The organism is Candidatus Woesearchaeota archaeon (assembly GCA_018303425.1).
Classification (GTDB): Archaea; Nanobdellota; Nanobdellia; order Woesearchaeales; family JAGVYF01; genus JAGVYF01.
Genome location: JAGVYF010000009.1, coordinates 16,398 through 30,868, shown reverse-complemented (window position 1 = coordinate 30,868; position 14,471 = coordinate 16,398). Strand labels below are relative to the sequence as shown.

The window sequence follows — 14,471 nt, the reverse complement described above, 5'->3', positions numbered from 1 at the left end:
TACGCCTGAACTTATTAATGAAAGAATAAGGCAAAATGATATGGCTATTAATGGCCGATTATCTACTCGGAAGTATATATTAAGGCAGGCAGGGGTTGAATGAATAGTTAGAGAATAGAGTTTAATCTTTTTTTAGTAATATTAAGATATTTATCTTCCATATCAATGCCAATATACCGCCTACCCAAAATTTTAGCAACTACCCCTGTAGTACCTGAACCATTAAATGGATCCAAAATTAAATTACCCCTGTCAGATGAAGAAGCAATAATTCTTTTTAATAATTCAATAGGTTTTTGTGTTGGATGAACACCATAAGTTTTTTCAGATTTAGGAGTGAATGGTATCCACCATAAACTTCTCATCTGTTTTCCTGAAGGAGTAATCTTATCATTCCATTCTTTCATTTCTTTATAATTAAATTTATGTTTAGCTTTTTTATCTTTTTTAGCCCAAAGAATTGTTTCATGTGCGTGTGCAAAATATCTACAACTTAAATTAGGGGGGGCGTTTGGTTTATACCAAGATATTTCATTAAGAATATTAAATCCCAAAGATTGTAAAGCAAAACCCACTTGATAGATATTATGTGGCGTACCAGATACCCATATAGTACCATTTGGTTCTAAAACTTCTTTACAAAGTTTTAGCCAATCATATGTGAATTGATAATCTTCGTTAAATCCTTTAGATTTATCCCATGTCCCTTTATTAACAGAAACCATTTTACCATTTTGACATGATATGCCATCATTAGATAAATTATATGGGGGGTCAGCAAATATAGTTGTGACTGATTCTTTATTAATTTTTTTGAGAAGATTAAGGCAATTTCCTTTAAGAAGTTTTAATCCATCACTTTCATAATATAACTCTTTAAGCATATAATTTTAGGGAATTTACTGCTTTATATTATTTGCCATTCTAGAACAAGAGTATTTGTTTAATGATCAAAGGTTTTTAGCAATTTTTATATAGGTAACAATTATTTAGATTTTATAATGAAATATAATGATATGTTCGAAATAATAAAAAAATTGCGTTTTGATGAGAAAGTATTTCTTTGTAAAGATAGTGAAGGAGTAGAAATTTATGTTTATAGGCCGTCGAAATTGAATAAAAAACTAAAAAACGTTTATGATGTTAATAAAAATTTTCAGATATGGTTAAAAGAAGAACAAAGAGAGTTTAGACCTAATCATTTAAGGTTAATGATCGATTTAAATCTTAGGACTCGTTCTAAAACTCAACTAAAGAGAGAGTTACTTACCATTTTTGATAATATATATTATGGTGCAGACCCAAATGAAGAGATTAAACTTTTAAAAACTGAAAAATTTAATCATTATTTAAATTCTTTACAGATCATTTCAAATTTAGCACAATTATTTCTTATTGAACAAGATTATAATTATAATAAAGAAAGTAAATTCGAACCTAAAACCTTATTCTTTCAAGGATGGATCCGAGAATTTATTGATAGCCCAAAAGAAATTGATAATATGTGTATGAGTGTTTGCAACGGTCAACCTCCAAAAATTCAATATACTGATAAAGAAAATAAAAAACATAAAAAATATCAAGAAGATTTAGTGCCTCTTTGGTATTTGAAGTAAGCAAAGATTGAATGAATGGTTAGAGAATAGAGTTTAATCTTTTTTTAGTAATATTAAGTGACGATAATAACCCCTACAAAAGCCAGTGCTGCGTCAATATATTCAAATGAACCCGCTTTATTGAAAACAACACTATAACTTTTACCAATGGGGACTATTCCATTATTCTGAGTAAAACCAGTCGCACTCCTAAAATTAACTGTGTGTCCAAATGAATCCTTGTTAATCCATGTAACCTTTGTACCCACTGAGACTTCTAATACAGAAGGAACAAATTCTCTTTTCTGAATTTCAACTGTAGCAGTTGGCATAATAATTTGTTTTGCTAATTCATTATCCTTGACAACTTCAGAAGTTGAACAACCGGCGAATAAAATTAAAATCAATAATAGTATAATCTTTTTCATGCACAATAAAATTAGTATTCTTTATTTAAAACTTATTATTATCCGGAGCTAATCTAAAATCATAAGAGTTAATTATAATAATCTATATATAGTCCAGACAATTCTAAATTTTAAAATGACAATCGACAAAAAAATTGAAAAATTGGAAAAATGGTATTGCCCTAAGAGACATCAAGTGGCATTTACAACAACAAATTATGATAAAGACTGGTCGGAAGGGTTAATTGATGCGGATGGACTTCCTATGTATGAGGATGGTTTATATTGTATGGATTGTCAGAAAATATATGGCATTAGCAAGTATGAGACCCCTAAATAAGTGAGGTAATAAACTAGTCATTAGCCACTTAAGAACCGATACTTTTATAAATCAATCATTCATTCTAGTTTTATATCAATGAACTTTGATGAAACCTAAACTGGTGGATAAGGGAGACAAATTACATTCTCTCATAATTCAAAAATCCAATGATAGGAGGACTAAATAAAAATGGCAAAAATTGAAGCAAGTAAAGAAGTTGCTGATCAGGTATTTGGGGCTATTGAAACAGCCAAAGCTACCGGCGGCAAAATCAAAAAAGGCACAAACGAAGTTACTAAAGCACTTGAAAGAGGCGAAGCTAAATTAGTTGCTATTGCTAAAGATGTAAATCCGCCTGAAATTATAATGCATATTCCGGTTCTTGCAGAAGAGAAAGGTATTCCTTGTTTTGTAGTGGCAAGCAAGGAAGAGTTGGGCGCGGCAGCAGGTTTACATGTAGCTACAACTGCAGTTGCAGTGATTGGTGAAGGCGATGCAAAAAAATTAATCGCTGAATTGATATCAATGAAGGAGTAAACTTATTATGGCTGAAGAAAATCAACAAGAAACAAAATCTAGCGGTGTATCATTTTCTAGAGGGGTTGCCAGCGAAGTGCAGGAAATTATCAGCAGAGGCGGCGTAAGAGGAGAAGTTACATTAGTTAGAGTTAAGATTCTTGAAGGCAGAGATCAGGGTAAAGTAATGAGGCGCAATGTTCGCGGTCCGGTGCGTATAGGGGACACTCTTATGCTTAGAGAAACAGAATTTGAAGCTAGGCCAGTTGGTAAAAGAGGAAGAGGTAACAAGTAAAATGGTTAAGTGTACATTCTGCGGACAAGAAATTACACCGGGCACTGGTAAGATGTATGTTAAGAAAGATGCGAAAATTTTCTATTTTTGTTCTAAAAAATGCGAGAAAAACCTAATTAAATTAGGTCGAAAACCGAATGCAACAAAATGGTCAAATCATCTGATTAAACGTACCCTCAAGAAATAAATTTTTTTATTTTTATTAATTTAATCAAAAACAAAATATTAAAATTAGCATTTTTCAGTGAAAATTGCTATTTATAATTCAAGTACGGCCTTTAGCTGTATTTATTGGATGGACGTGTACTGCATCAACGTTGATGTTGCATTAACATTTAATACAAAATGCTAAAAAAACAAAATGATTCAAAGAACATTAATTTTATTAAAACCGGATTGTGTGCAGAGGCAATTTTGCGGAGAGATTATCACACGATTTGAAAAAGCAGGTTTTAAAATAGTCGGGATGAAACTGGTTAAACCTAATGAAAATCAATTTGCGCAGCATTACGCAGATGTTAAAGATAGACATGGCGAAAAAATATTTAATAATAATTTAAAAGCAATGATCTTCGGACCAATCGTAGCAATGGTTTTAGAGGGAGCTAATGCAATTGAAAGTGTCAGGAAAATGATAGGTTCAACTGAACCAAGACAAGCATTGCCAGGCACAATAAGAGGAGATTATTCACATCAAAGTTATGCAATTGCCGATAAGAACGATATTGGTGTAAAAAATCTTATTCATGCATCCGCTGATGAAGCAGATGCGCAAAGAGAAGTATCGTTATGGTTCACAAATCAAGAACTTTACGATTATAAGACTGTACATGATGTACACCTATTTTAGGATTATAACAAAATATAAGTACCTTAGCGGGTGCAGATTTTATATTCAGGAGGACTGAACAAAAAATGGCAGAAAAAATGGTAGAAAAAGTGACAAGGTTGATGACAAAATCAGAATATATTAGGAATATTGCTATCTGCGCCCATATTGATCATGGTAAAACAACATTTTCAGATAACTTATTAGCTGGCGCAGGGATGATGTCGGAAGAATTAGCCGGAAAAGCTTGCCAGTTAGATTTCCACGCAGATGAAAAGGAAAGAGGAATTACAATTGATGCCGCATCTGTATCTATGGTTCATGAAATGGACGGCAAAGAATATTTAATCAATTTAATCGATACGCCCGGTCATGTTGATTTTGGCGGAGACGTGACAAGGGCAATGAGAGCGGTTGATGGTGCAATTGTTCTGTCATGCGCAGTTGAAGGGATTATGCCGCAGACTGAAACAGTTTTAAGACAAGCATTGAAAGAAAAAGTTAAGCCAGTGCTTTTTATAAATAAGGTTGATAGGCTTATCAAAGAATTGCAACTCACTCCTGAAGCAATGCAGGAAAGGTTTATTAGCATAATTAACTCTGTTAATGAATTTATTGTAAAAATTGCAGGGGCTGAAGAAGGTTTAAAGTGGCGCGTTTCTGTTCAAGATGGGAGCGTTGCGTTTGGGTCCGCATTCCATAATTGGGGTTTATCTATTCTATATATGAAGAAAAAAGGAATTTCTTTTAAAGAGATTATTGATGCGTATAAGACCGGCAATGAAGGGGATTGGAAAGCTTTGGCAAAAAAAGCCCCTATTCACGAAGTTATTCTTAATATGGTTATTAAACATCTTCCAAGTCCAACTACTGCGCAAAAATACCGAATTCCTAAATTATGGCATGGTGATTTAGAATCAGCAGATGGTCAATCATTAATGAAATGTGATCCTAATGGTCCCCCATTTTTTGTTGTTACAAAAGTAGAGGTTGATCCGCAGGCCGGAGAAATTAGCACGGGCAGAGTTTTTTCAGGAACTTTAGAGAAAGGCATGATGGTATACTTGAACACTGCAAAACAAACTAACCGGATTCAACAATTATTCATCAGAAATGGCGCAAAGAGGGAGATTATCGAGAAAGCTGTTGCAGGCAATATTATTGGAGCAGCCGGTTTGAAAGCTTTTCCCGGGGACACTATTACATTAAACCCATCAGAACCATTTGAAAAATTATCGCACATTTTCGACCCGGTAGTTACAAAAGCGATTGAAGTTAGCAAACCTTCTGACCTTGACAAGTTAATTAAGGTATTAAGACAAGTAGCAAAAGAAGATCCAACTATTTTTATTGAAATTAACGAAGAAACAGGCCAGCATTTAATGCACGGAATGGGTGAATTGCACCTTGAAGTAATTGAAAACAGAATTAAAACTGAGAAAGGCGTAGAAGTAAAAACATCGCCTCCGATTGTTGTTTATAGAGAATCTTGCACAAAATTATCTCCCATAGCGGAAGGTAAATCTCCTAATAAACACAATAAGTTTTATTTTACAGTTGAGCCATTATCAGATGATATAGTTAATGCCATTAAAGCGGGCAATATTCCCGAAGGAAGAATAAAAAAGAAAGATTTTGTTTTAAGGGATAAATTAATTGGATTAGGCATTGATTCTAAAGAAGCAGACAGGGTTAAAGATGTTTATGAGGGTAATATGTTCATTGAACTTACCAGGGGCCAGGTGCATCTTGGTGAAGTAATTGAAATGGTGCTTGATATGTTTGAGGATGTTATGCGTAAGGGACCGATTGCGCGTGAACCATGTATGAAAATTTTAATCAAGCTTCATGATATGAAACTTCATGAAGATGCAATTCACAGAGGTCCTGCACAAGTTTATCCTGCAGTTCGTGAAGGTATTAGAGAAGCTTTCCATTTAGGGGGATCTATTCTTTTAGAACCTCTACAGGTGCTGCAGATTGAAGCGCCAGTCGAGTTCATGGGGGAAATTTCAAAGTTAGTTTCAAACAGGAGAGGCCAGTTGATTGATATGCAGCAAAAAGGTACTGAGGTTGAAGCAAAGGCAAAGATGCCGGTAGCTGAACTTTTTGGATGGACTAATAATTTAAGGTCTGGCACAGGGGGAAGAGGAGTTTCATCATTAGTTGATCAAATGTTTGAAAGAATACCATTTGAACTTCAACAAAAAGTAATTATTCAAATTAGGTCAAGAAAAGGTCTTGCTGAAAATCAGTAAACTTTTTAATAGGCAAAATTATTATTTTTACAGATGTCTAAAATTAAAAGTTTGGGCGCTTATTCATGATGTTTAACAAAAGGTGAAAAACATGGGCAAAAAAAGTAAACCAAAAAAAGTAAGTGTAAAACGTGAAAGGTATAAAAAGTTTAGAAAAGATAAAGGCGGTTCCACTTTTACAACACCAGATCCAACTATGGATGAGATGAAAGAGATTAAAGAAAGTGAAGCAAGGCTTGAATCATTCATGAGATTTAGAAAACCAAACGCCCCAAGAGTAATAAATGAGCGTAAGTTAAAAAGTAAAAGGGACAGAGTTTGATTTATGTTTAAATTAGCTACCACAAACTATATAATGGTAGCATAATTATTACTCATTTGTGAAAATCGCAAAATCATTATTAAAAGGATTATTTGCTAGCAGTTTAATGGCGAGTTCTATGGGAGCTAATTCTGAATTAGAGAATAAAGGATTGGAAGACAATAAAGGATTAGAACAACTTTTAAATGAATCAAAAGCACGGCAAACAAAATCAAATTTTGAGATAGAATATCCTTTTTTTAGAGAGTCGAAGATTAATTATAGGGCAGTTATATCAAAATCATTCTTTTTGATTAATTACAGAGCTTATGGCATAGCAACGCTTTCTACAGACTTATCTTTTAATGCTAAAGACTCAATAATTGGATTATTCAAACTTGAAGGAGAAGGCAATCATGCTTTGGTTGGAAAGCTTAGTTTTTCGCAGATATCTGAGGTTAGCATATCCCCCGACAAGATAAATTTTTCAGAAGAAGGCATTAAATTTGTAACGAAAAAATATAGTTTTTCAAAAAATTCTTCAAATGCATCGGAAGCCGTAAATACAGGTATTGAGAATATATTATTAGATGAATTATCTGTAATACAATTTATCAGATATTTAAATCTAGAAAAATTACCTTTTTCACAGGAAGAAGGTTCAGTTTATAACGGATTTGGTGCAGGCAATAGCATTGAAGGCAATCGTTACCCTATAATTATTTACAGATCAAATGAAATTACGCCAGTTAAAACAGATATGGGCAGATTTGATGATTTTTATCATGTAAAAATTGTGCTTGGCAAAGAACAAGAACAACGGCTTACAGTTTATTACTCAAAAAATGAATTTAAGCTTCCAATTTTCTTACAAAAACGCATGGGTTCATCAATAGGTAAATTTTATATCAAAGGCGTTGAAAGGTAAATGATAAGATTAATCTTATCATGTGTGCGCAAATTAGCAGTTTAACAAAATAGCATAGAGAGTATTGGTACAAAATTATCAGAGAACAAAGCTATAGTAATTACAGAATTTATTACTACCTAACATAATTACTACTGTAACATAATTATGGTTTAGAATAATCAGTATACGAAAACATAACTTTTATATATTCTGTACATTTATTACTATCGTATGGTAATATTATTTGACCAGTCTAATATGCCGGAAGATATTTTTGATTTGATTTTTGCTACTGATCAACAAGGAATAGTAGGCAGGGAATTATTTAACTTGTTAAAATCTAAAGGCGGGGAAGTTAATAAGACTGAAATGTCTGTACTTGCTACACAGTTGCATGACGGTGTTTATGAATGCACACTTATTTCTGGTCCGTATAAAGGCAAGAAAGTTAAATTAAGTTATAATAAACGCCAGTTCTATGACAGAATCCTTACACCCATGCGCGGGATGGGGTTGGTTGATTATGATATTTACCGAAAAGTTTACAAGCTATCTGATAAATTTAATAAAAATATGACACGGATAGGCTTAATGTGGGTTAGGAATTTAAGCAAGCAAATTTGATATAATACTGTTTTTTTAATTAAGATTATGATAACTATCATCTACTTATAAAAAAATAGGATAAATAATTTGTGTGAGATTGTTGCAGAAAGTATTCAAAAAACAATTTAATTTCTAAATCTTTTTATATTACATATTTATTATTCTTGTCAATGGGCTGGTAGTTTAGTGGTTAGAATACTCGGTTGGCATATAAAAAAGTTAGGACTTTTTCAAATCCGTGCTTTTCAATCCAGAAATCGGGTGATCCGAGTTCGACTAGCGCTTTAAGAAAGCCGGGGAAAAATGAGGCGGATCTAAATTCTGCTTCAGTTTCCATTTCGGAGATATTAAACGCTACGAAAATCTCGGCCAGTCCATTTTAAACTATTTTCTTCTGCGGTGATGGTGTTTTGTTTCAGTATGTTTTGTCATATTATAAAATTTAATCGCAATAATAATAACCCCGCCTAAGATTATCATGCTTATACCGATTAATAAAAAAAATTTTGTTTTATCAAACTGCAGAAAAAGATACATGGGAATAAAAAATAACCCCCCTAAAATAATTAATATTGAAGCAAATGTCCCTATCATCCATTTAATTATTTTTGTTTTCAATTTAGTTTCCTTTTTTCCAGATAATTTTATCTCCTTCTCTAATTTCTCGAATTCGGTGAACAGGTATAAATTCTTCTTTATCCTTTTTTCTAATTACAAGTGTCTGGTGTTCTAGTTTGCTTATGTTGTGATGAGGAATACTTATCATTTGTTTTTTGTATTCATCAAAATAGTTAATGGTATATTTTTTATTTTTTAAATGTTTATAACTCAATAAATTGTTAAGTAATTCTAATGTATGGTGCATTTTACTTGAAAATGGGTCGAACTCTGTAAAAATTGCTCCAGATAAGGTCAATATTGTTAATCCTATAAACATTGATACAAATGGATTTTCTAGATAAGGAATTAAGTAACCAACGTCCCAAATACCCCTCCAAAAAAAGATTGCTCCTGTCAATACTATTAATGCTTGAACATAATGTTTATCATGCTCACTAATTTTTAATGTTAAAAATTTATACATATTTACCTTTTTTCTTTAATATTATTGTTTACTTATATTTAAATATATTTGATTTGTGGCGCTGTCCGGAAAGTTCATTGTTTGTATATTAGTATTAAAAAATACACTTAACCTCTGCAAGAATTCTTTTACTTATCTAATTAAAAGTGAGCATGCTAATCGACAATGGAACGACTCCGGACAAAACTGATTTTACATAAACTTTATATATCTATTTTTATATAAATAGGATATGATAAAAATAGTTATTTTTGATTTTGATGGTGTAATTGTTAATTCTACCAAACATAATATTGATTTTGCTAATCAGATGTTAAAACATTTTGGGAAACCTGAGCTTAGTAGGGGGGATGAGAAAGATGCTTATACTATGACAAGCAGGGAATTTTATAACAAATATTTATATGATGTTGGTATTATCAGGTCTTTATTTTTTATGAAAAGATTATTTAAAAAAACGTTGAATGAATTTAAAGCAACAAAACATTTAAACAAATTATTAAAAATTTTAAAGAAAAAATATAAGTTGGCAATTGTCACTAATAGAGCAGGTGAAACTTATGAAATTTTGGAGTATCTTGGCTTAAGAGATAATTTTGATTTAATATTGACAGTTGAACATATTAAAAAGCCAAAACCTTCCCCGGAAGGCATCAAGAAAGTGTTGAAATATTTTACTTTTAAACCTTCTGAAGCAGTATATATCGGGGACACATCATTTGATTCTTTGGCTGCGAAAAGGGCCGGTGTTATCTCCATAATCCTAAAAAATCGGAAAGATGGAGGAGATTATAAAATTAAAGATTTGTTTGATATTAAAGGAATATTAGAAAAGTTTAAATAGTTTATTTATTTATCTCTTTAATATGTTTGAAAAACTAAAAGATTTTTTCAGTAAAAATGATAATCGCAAATTAAAAAGAATTGCTTTGGGCGTGGCTATGGCGCTTGCTATATTAAAAGGGTCGACTTCGGATGTTAAATCTTCGTTTAAAGGGAAGCAAGGAGAGAGCCAAGAAGAAGCAATTAGAAATGAGTATGGTAAAATTAATCATGAATTGCGCATAGATAATTTGCCAGTTGTTTTAAATAGGGCAAAAACAAAGGCTAAAGCAGGTCAATCTCCATTTGAAGATTTAAGACAAGCAGACAAGATGATTTATATGTATTTGGATTATTTGGCAAAAAATCAGTTTCCGGAGGCTGGTGACAGAAGCCACATTATTGAATTATTTAGAGCAGTTCAAAAAACTGAAAGAGAGATTGAAATTATACTTTTGCAAAAAAATTAAACTATTATTTATTCTTATTAGGCGGTGATAAAAATGAATGATTGTATATTCTGTAAAATAATTAAAGGCAGTGTATCATGCGATAAAGTTTATGAGGATAAAGAAATCTTAGGGTTTTTAGATATTTCTCCAGTTAATCCGGGGCATACTTTGGTAATCCCTAAAAAACACTATGAAACTATGCTTGATGTTCCTGATGATTTATTGAAAAAAATTGTTTTGGTGGCTAAAAAGGTTGCAAAATCTTTGATAGTTACCAAAGAAGGCGGTGTTAATGTTATTGTGAATAATTATGCATCGGCTGGGCAATTAGTACCCCATTTACATTTTCATATCATACCCAGACATATAGGTGACGGTCATGTGTTTAGCTGGAAATCACATAAGTATGAAAGTGATAAACAGAAAGAAGAATATAGAAAAGCCATTCAGAAATCTTTAGGATAACTATTTTATTTATTCATTGGTTGAATACTCTGATTCTCTGCTCCGAGTGCAATTTTATTTTATTAAAATATGAATTAGAATAGTTAATTTTATAACCTTTAAAAGATTATATATTTAAGATGAATTCAAATATATTATTGGATAATGAAAAGCTTGTCAAAAATTTTGGTGCAAGGCCGATTTCTGAGATAGCTATATTGCCTGACTTTTATACCTTCAAAAAAGGGCTGGTCTATTCGCATAGAGACTTTGATAAATTTATGGCTGCGCTTAATAATGGCGAAAAGTGCGCAATTGTATCCGGATTTAACCCCTCTGGAACTATCCATCTGGGGCATAAAGTTGTGTTTGATACAAACCTGTTTTTTCAAAAAAAGTATGGTGTATCAGTGTTTATACCAATATCTGATGATGAAAGTTATATTGTTGGGAAAGTTAAAGATCAGAAGCAGGGGTTAGAGTTTGCAATGCAGTTAGCAAAAGAGTTATTAGCATACGGATTTGATTCTAAAAAAACTTATTTTATTATTGATCAAGTTTATACAAATATATACAATCTTGCAATTAAGTTATGCCCTAAAGTTACTTTATCGGAAATCAAAGCTTCTTACGGGTACGGGCCAGAGGATAATCCTGGAATGTATTTTTATCCGGTGATTCAATCTGCGCATATATTACTGCCTATTGAAAGTTTTGGATTTAAACAGGTATTAGTTCCAATTGGGCCTGATGAAGATCCCCATATTAGGGTGTGCAGGGATATTGCGGCAAGGGCGAGTTATAATAAACCGGCCATATTGCATATGAAATTTATGCCAGGACTGACAGGAGATAAAATGTCTGCGTCAAAACCGAATACTGCTATTTTTTTAAATGAGCCTGAAAAATCTATCCGAATCAAAGTTAATAAAGCATTTTCCGGAGGCAAAGAAACTGTTGATGAACACCGTAAGAATGGTGGAAATCCGGAGATTGACATTCCTTGTATTTATTTAACTAATTATTTTTATGATGAAAAACAAAGTAAAAAATTGGTTGAAGATTATAAAAAAGGGAAATTGCTTAGCGGAGAAGTTAAGAAATTGTTAGCTGATGAATTAATTATTATGACTACAGAATTTCAAACTAGAATTAAAAAAGTTACAGATAAACAATTAGAAAAAGTAATTCTTAAAAATAAAAATGTATGATTTATTTTTCTTTTACAATACACTCATTTTCTACAGGTTTTTGAACGGTAATTATTTGGTCATCAAAAGCTCATTTATAGTAAGCATACCTGGTTTGTGACCAATTCAGCGAGCTTTTGACAAACAAAAAAATTTATTTCCTGCAACAATCAGGAATCATAACTATTTTTTTTAAACCCCATAAACCAAATACTAATGCTAATACGTAGTCTACTGGCCACCATGCAACCATGTAATTTACAATGAGCAATAATGCAACTAAAAGCATCATTACGCCTTTTTTTTTCATGTGATAATGTATATGCCAGTGTTCATTTGTGGTACAGCATGATTTACTTGCGGCCATTTTTGGTTTGGCTGAGTGAGAACTTGTTCTTCTTTTTTTTACCAATAAAATCACCTCTTGATATTATTTATGAGTATAAGTTGTTTATAAATGTTTTCAAACGTAAGGCTTATAAACTGTTTAAAGTTCTTGTTATTAGTTTAAACGGCGGTGTAGCTCAGCCTGGTTAGAGCGCTACGCTCATATGTTTGAGCGCCGAGGCCAAAATTGGCTGATGATAATCTTACTGGGTTACGTAGAGGTCGCGATTTCAAATATACCGTTATATTTGTAATTTTCAAAGTAACGGGATTGGAAGTATCGCCACCGCCATTTTTAAAATGGAAAATAATTAAAATGAAAAATAAAATTAACAAGATTTTTTTGAAAGTTGAAAAGATAATGTCTACTTCTGATTTTCCTTGTCATGATTATGAACACGTTTTAAGAGTTTATAATACATCTACAAAATTAGCTGAAGAAGAAAAAGCAAATTTATTCGTAGTAGAACCTGCCGCTTTAATGCATGATTTGGGGAGAGCGGATGAATTTAGAAATCCTGAAATTGATCATGCTGAAAGGTCAGTTGAATTAGCAAGCGAAATTTTAAAAAATATTGATTATCCTTTAGCTTTGCATGGTCCAATCTATCAAGCCATTAGCGAACATAGATTTAGTAAAAATATTAAACCATCGAACTTAGAAAGCGCTATTTTGCAGGATGCTGATAGACTAGACGCGTTAGGTGCCATTGGCATTATGAGGTGTATTTCATATGGCGTTTTTTCAGGGATAAGGATATATGACCCGCGAGACATATTTGCAAAAAATCGCGAAGTAGATGATAAAAAGTTTATGATAGACCATTTTTATCAGAAACTGTTTAAATTACCTTCTTTTATGAGCACCGAATCCGGGAAAAAGGCTGCTGAAAATAGAGTTCTTTTTATGAAAGATTTTATTGAACAATTAAATTATGAAGTATGGGGCAAAAAGTAACTTTCAGTATTATAAATGTTTCGTTACTAGGCAGTGATAATAACGCTTTTTCTAAAATCCGTTATTCAGTCACTAAATTAATGATTTTGTCATAGAATTGGTTAATTATTTATAAATAACTTGTTAAAAAGTGTGTGCTAATTGTTTAATCTCCTTCGGCAAGGTAACGCCAAACTATCTGATATTATTAACTACCCGTAAGAAATTAATCTCAGGCGTATAAAATTTTCAGTTCTTGTGGAATTGAAACTAATTTTTAATAGTAAACTTTCTATAGGTGTTTATCCGAAGCTTTTATAAACCCCCTTTCTTATCATATCAATATATGCGCCTATATTATAAAGTATAGGCAATTAAAAAGTCAAAAGTTCGCTATAAATGCAGGTTTTTGGCTACCAAATAATGCCAGTCAAAGATTGGTGGAAAATATGTGTATTATACGAGGTAAATAATATGGAAACATTACAACATACTGAACAAAGAGTACTTGTGCTGTTTGATGTGCAAAATATGTATTATTCAGCAAAAAATATTTTTAATGCTAAAGTTAACTTTCATGAAATTCTAAAAACTGCTGTTGGCGGACGTAAATTAGTTAGAGCAATTGCGTATGTTATTAAAACTGAAATTAGGGAAGAAGAAAGCTTCCATAAAGCGCTTATGAATATTGGAATAGAAGTAAAATCTAAAGACCTGCAGACATTTATAGGGGGCTCAAAGAAAGGCGATTGGGACATTGGAATCGCAATGGATGCGGTAAGATTATCTCCTAAAGTTGATACAGTTGTATTAGTATCGGGGGATGGTGACTTTAAAGATTTATTAGCTTATTTAAAAAGTCATGGATGCAGAACGGAGATTATCGCATTTTCAAAAACTGCATCAAAAATGATTAAAGAAGAATCGGATTTATTTATAGACTTAGAGGCTAACAAACGAAAATATTTAATCGCGATTGGGAAAAAAAATGTAGTTAAGGGTTCTCAAAAAAAAGAAAGTTATTCTCATAAAACCCATGAATCTGAAAATCCTAATACTAGAATAGTCGAAACTAAAACACATCATAAATCAGAAGTTAAAAAAACAAGTGATTAA

21 protein-coding genes and 2 tRNA genes are annotated in these 14,471 nt (G+C 32.0%); 18 read left to right on the top strand and 5 right to left on the bottom strand.

Going from position 1 to position 14,471, the window contains the following annotated elements:
- Positions 1 to 107: 107 nt before the first annotated feature.
- Positions 108 to 884: a site-specific DNA-methyltransferase gene (locus J4418_02185; protein ID MBS3112865.1), complete on the bottom strand. Its 777-nt coding sequence runs from the start codon at positions 882 to 884 to the stop codon at positions 108 to 110.
- Positions 885 to 1,001: 117 nt separating this feature from the next.
- On the opposite strand from J4418_02185, the gene J4418_02180 reads away from it, so the two are divergent.
- Positions 1,002 to 1,616, top strand: a complete 615-nt coding sequence (locus tag J4418_02180) for a hypothetical protein (protein ID MBS3112864.1) — start codon at positions 1,002 to 1,004, stop codon at positions 1,614 to 1,616.
- Positions 1,617 to 1,669: 53 nt separating this feature from the next.
- On the opposite strand, the gene J4418_02175 is transcribed toward J4418_02180, so the two are convergent.
- Positions 1,670 to 2,023 (bottom strand): cupredoxin domain-containing protein, encoded by a 354-nt coding sequence (locus tag J4418_02175; GenBank protein ID MBS3112863.1) that lies wholly within the window; start codon positions 2,021 to 2,023, stop codon positions 1,670 to 1,672.
- Positions 2,024 to 2,138: 115 nt separating this feature from the next.
- Between J4418_02175 and J4418_02170 the strand changes: the two genes are divergently transcribed.
- The 10 genes from J4418_02170 to J4418_02125 all read left to right on the top strand — a co-directional run bounded on the left by J4418_02170 (position 2,139) and on the right by J4418_02125 (position 8,416).
- Positions 2,139 to 2,342, top strand: a complete 204-nt coding sequence (locus J4418_02170; protein ID MBS3112862.1) for a hypothetical protein — start codon at positions 2,139 to 2,141, stop codon at positions 2,340 to 2,342.
- Positions 2,343 to 2,513: 171 nt separating this feature from the next.
- The gene (locus J4418_02165; protein ID MBS3112861.1) at positions 2,514 to 2,861 is read left to right on the top strand and encodes a ribosomal L7Ae/L30e/S12e/Gadd45 family protein; all 348 of its coding nucleotides are present in this window, start codon (positions 2,514 to 2,516) and stop codon (positions 2,859 to 2,861) included.
- A 7-nt stretch (positions 2,862 to 2,868) separates the two neighbouring features.
- Positions 2,869 to 3,135, top strand: coding sequence for a 30S ribosomal protein S28e (locus tag J4418_02160; GenBank protein ID MBS3112860.1), 267 nt, complete (start codon positions 2,869 to 2,871; stop codon positions 3,133 to 3,135).
- 1 nt (position 3,136) lies between these two features.
- Positions 3,137 to 3,322, top strand: coding sequence for a TRASH domain-containing protein (locus tag J4418_02155; GenBank protein ID MBS3112859.1), 186 nt, complete (start codon positions 3,137 to 3,139; stop codon positions 3,320 to 3,322).
- A 174-nt stretch (positions 3,323 to 3,496) separates the two neighbouring features.
- A complete protein-coding gene (locus tag J4418_02150; protein MBS3112858.1) occupies positions 3,497 to 3,985 on the top strand; it encodes a nucleoside-diphosphate kinase in 489 nt (162 codons plus the stop codon).
- 77 nt (positions 3,986 to 4,062) lie between these two features.
- A complete protein-coding gene (locus tag J4418_02145; GenBank protein MBS3112857.1) occupies positions 4,063 to 6,222 on the top strand; it encodes an elongation factor EF-2 in 2,160 nt (719 codons plus the stop codon).
- 91 nt (positions 6,223 to 6,313) lie between these two features.
- Positions 6,314 to 6,544 (top strand): hypothetical protein, encoded by a 231-nt coding sequence (locus J4418_02140; GenBank protein ID MBS3112856.1) that lies wholly within the window; start codon positions 6,314 to 6,316, stop codon positions 6,542 to 6,544.
- 58 nt (positions 6,545 to 6,602) lie between these two features.
- Positions 6,603 to 7,451, top strand: coding sequence for a hypothetical protein (locus J4418_02135; protein ID MBS3112855.1), 849 nt, complete (start codon positions 6,603 to 6,605; stop codon positions 7,449 to 7,451).
- A 213-nt stretch (positions 7,452 to 7,664) separates the two neighbouring features.
- Positions 7,665 to 8,057, top strand: coding sequence for a hypothetical protein (locus J4418_02130; GenBank protein ID MBS3112854.1), 393 nt, complete (start codon positions 7,665 to 7,667; stop codon positions 8,055 to 8,057).
- Between the two features lie 154 nt (positions 8,058 to 8,211).
- Positions 8,212 to 8,416 (top strand) — tRNA-Ala (locus J4418_02125).
- Between the two features lie 7 nt (positions 8,417 to 8,423).
- Here the strand turns inward: J4418_02125 and J4418_02120 are convergent.
- Together J4418_02120 and J4418_02115 are read right to left on the bottom strand one after the other, a co-directional pair.
- Positions 8,424 to 8,657: a hypothetical protein gene (locus J4418_02120; protein ID MBS3112853.1), complete on the bottom strand. Its 234-nt coding sequence runs from the start codon at positions 8,655 to 8,657 to the stop codon at positions 8,424 to 8,426.
- Position 8,658: 1 nt separating this feature from the next.
- Positions 8,659 to 9,123, bottom strand: coding sequence for a DUF504 domain-containing protein (locus J4418_02115; protein ID MBS3112852.1), 465 nt, complete (start codon positions 9,121 to 9,123; stop codon positions 8,659 to 8,661).
- 232 nt (positions 9,124 to 9,355) lie between these two features.
- On the opposite strand from J4418_02115, the gene J4418_02110 reads away from it, so the two are divergent.
- The 4 genes from J4418_02110 to trpS all read left to right on the top strand — a co-directional run bounded on the left by J4418_02110 (position 9,356) and on the right by trpS (position 12,052).
- Positions 9,356 to 9,967: an HAD-IA family hydrolase gene (locus J4418_02110; protein ID MBS3112851.1), complete on the top strand. Its 612-nt coding sequence runs from the start codon at positions 9,356 to 9,358 to the stop codon at positions 9,965 to 9,967.
- A gap of 22 nt (positions 9,968 to 9,989) precedes the next feature.
- On the top strand, positions 9,990 to 10,415 hold the full coding sequence (locus J4418_02105) for a hypothetical protein (protein ID MBS3112850.1): 426 nt from the start codon (positions 9,990 to 9,992) through the stop codon (positions 10,413 to 10,415).
- Positions 10,416 to 10,448: 33 nt separating this feature from the next.
- Positions 10,449 to 10,862 carry an HIT family protein gene (locus J4418_02100; GenBank protein MBS3112849.1) on the top strand — a complete coding sequence of 138 codons (414 nt, stop codon included), beginning with the start codon at positions 10,449 to 10,451 and terminating at the stop codon, positions 10,860 to 10,862.
- Positions 10,863 to 10,981: 119 nt separating this feature from the next.
- Complete coding sequence (gene trpS / locus J4418_02095) at positions 10,982 to 12,052, top strand: tryptophan--tRNA ligase (protein ID MBS3112848.1); 1,071 nt, start codon at positions 10,982 to 10,984, stop codon at positions 12,050 to 12,052.
- Between the two features lie 133 nt (positions 12,053 to 12,185).
- Here trpS and J4418_02090 read toward each other — a convergent pair whose 3' ends face one another.
- A complete protein-coding gene (locus tag J4418_02090) occupies positions 12,186 to 12,443 on the bottom strand; it encodes a hypothetical protein (protein ID MBS3112847.1) in 258 nt (85 codons plus the stop codon).
- Positions 12,444 to 12,544: 101 nt separating this feature from the next.
- On the opposite strand from J4418_02090, the gene J4418_02085 reads away from it, so the two are divergent.
- From J4418_02085 to J4418_02075, 3 genes are all read left to right on the top strand, one after another.
- Positions 12,545 to 12,710, top strand: a tRNA-Met gene (locus tag J4418_02085).
- Between the two features lie 69 nt (positions 12,711 to 12,779).
- Entirely contained in the window at positions 12,780 to 13,376 is a 597-nt protein-coding gene (locus tag J4418_02080) for an HD domain-containing protein (GenBank protein ID MBS3112846.1), read from the top strand.
- A gap of 453 nt (positions 13,377 to 13,829) precedes the next feature.
- A complete protein-coding gene (locus J4418_02075; protein ID MBS3112845.1) occupies positions 13,830 to 14,471 on the top strand; it encodes an NYN domain-containing protein in 642 nt (213 codons plus the stop codon).

Bases quoted from the DNA above. Each gene is read 5' to 3' on its own strand.
- J4418_02185 (MBS3112865.1), bottom strand. From the start codon at position 884: ATGCTTAAAGAGTTATATTATGAAAGTGATGGATTAAAACTTCTTAAA.
- J4418_02180 (MBS3112864.1), top strand. From the start codon at position 1,002: ATGAAATATAATGATATGTTCGAAATAATAAAAAAATTGCGTTTTGAT.
- J4418_02175 (MBS3112863.1), bottom strand. From the start codon at position 2,023: ATGAAAAAGATTATACTATTATTGATTTTAATTTTATTCGCCGGTTGT.
- J4418_02170 (MBS3112862.1), top strand. From the start codon at position 2,139: ATGACAATCGACAAAAAAATTGAAAAATTGGAAAAATGGTATTGCCCT.
- J4418_02165 (MBS3112861.1), top strand. From the start codon at position 2,514: ATGGCAAAAATTGAAGCAAGTAAAGAAGTTGCTGATCAGGTATTTGGG.
- J4418_02160 (MBS3112860.1), top strand. From the start codon at position 2,869: ATGGCTGAAGAAAATCAACAAGAAACAAAATCTAGCGGTGTATCATTT.
- J4418_02155 (MBS3112859.1), top strand. From the start codon at position 3,137: ATGGTTAAGTGTACATTCTGCGGACAAGAAATTACACCGGGCACTGGT.
- J4418_02150 (MBS3112858.1), top strand. From the start codon at position 3,497: ATGATTCAAAGAACATTAATTTTATTAAAACCGGATTGTGTGCAGAGG.
- J4418_02145 (MBS3112857.1), top strand. From the start codon at position 4,063: ATGGTAGAAAAAGTGACAAGGTTGATGACAAAATCAGAATATATTAGG.
- J4418_02140 (MBS3112856.1), top strand. From the start codon at position 6,314: ATGGGCAAAAAAAGTAAACCAAAAAAAGTAAGTGTAAAACGTGAAAGG.
- J4418_02130 (MBS3112854.1), top strand. From the start codon at position 7,665: ATGGTAATATTATTTGACCAGTCTAATATGCCGGAAGATATTTTTGAT.
- J4418_02115 (MBS3112852.1), bottom strand. From the start codon at position 9,123: ATGTATAAATTTTTAACATTAAAAATTAGTGAGCATGATAAACATTAT.
- J4418_02110 (MBS3112851.1), top strand. From the start codon at position 9,356: ATGATAAAAATAGTTATTTTTGATTTTGATGGTGTAATTGTTAATTCT.
- J4418_02105 (MBS3112850.1), top strand. From the start codon at position 9,990: ATGTTTGAAAAACTAAAAGATTTTTTCAGTAAAAATGATAATCGCAAA.
- J4418_02100 (MBS3112849.1), top strand. From the start codon at position 10,449: ATGAATGATTGTATATTCTGTAAAATAATTAAAGGCAGTGTATCATGC.
- trpS (MBS3112848.1), top strand. From the start codon at position 10,982: ATGAATTCAAATATATTATTGGATAATGAAAAGCTTGTCAAAAATTTT.
- J4418_02080 (MBS3112846.1), top strand. From the start codon at position 12,780: ATGTCTACTTCTGATTTTCCTTGTCATGATTATGAACACGTTTTAAGA.
- J4418_02075 (MBS3112845.1), top strand. From the start codon at position 13,830: ATGGAAACATTACAACATACTGAACAAAGAGTACTTGTGCTGTTTGAT.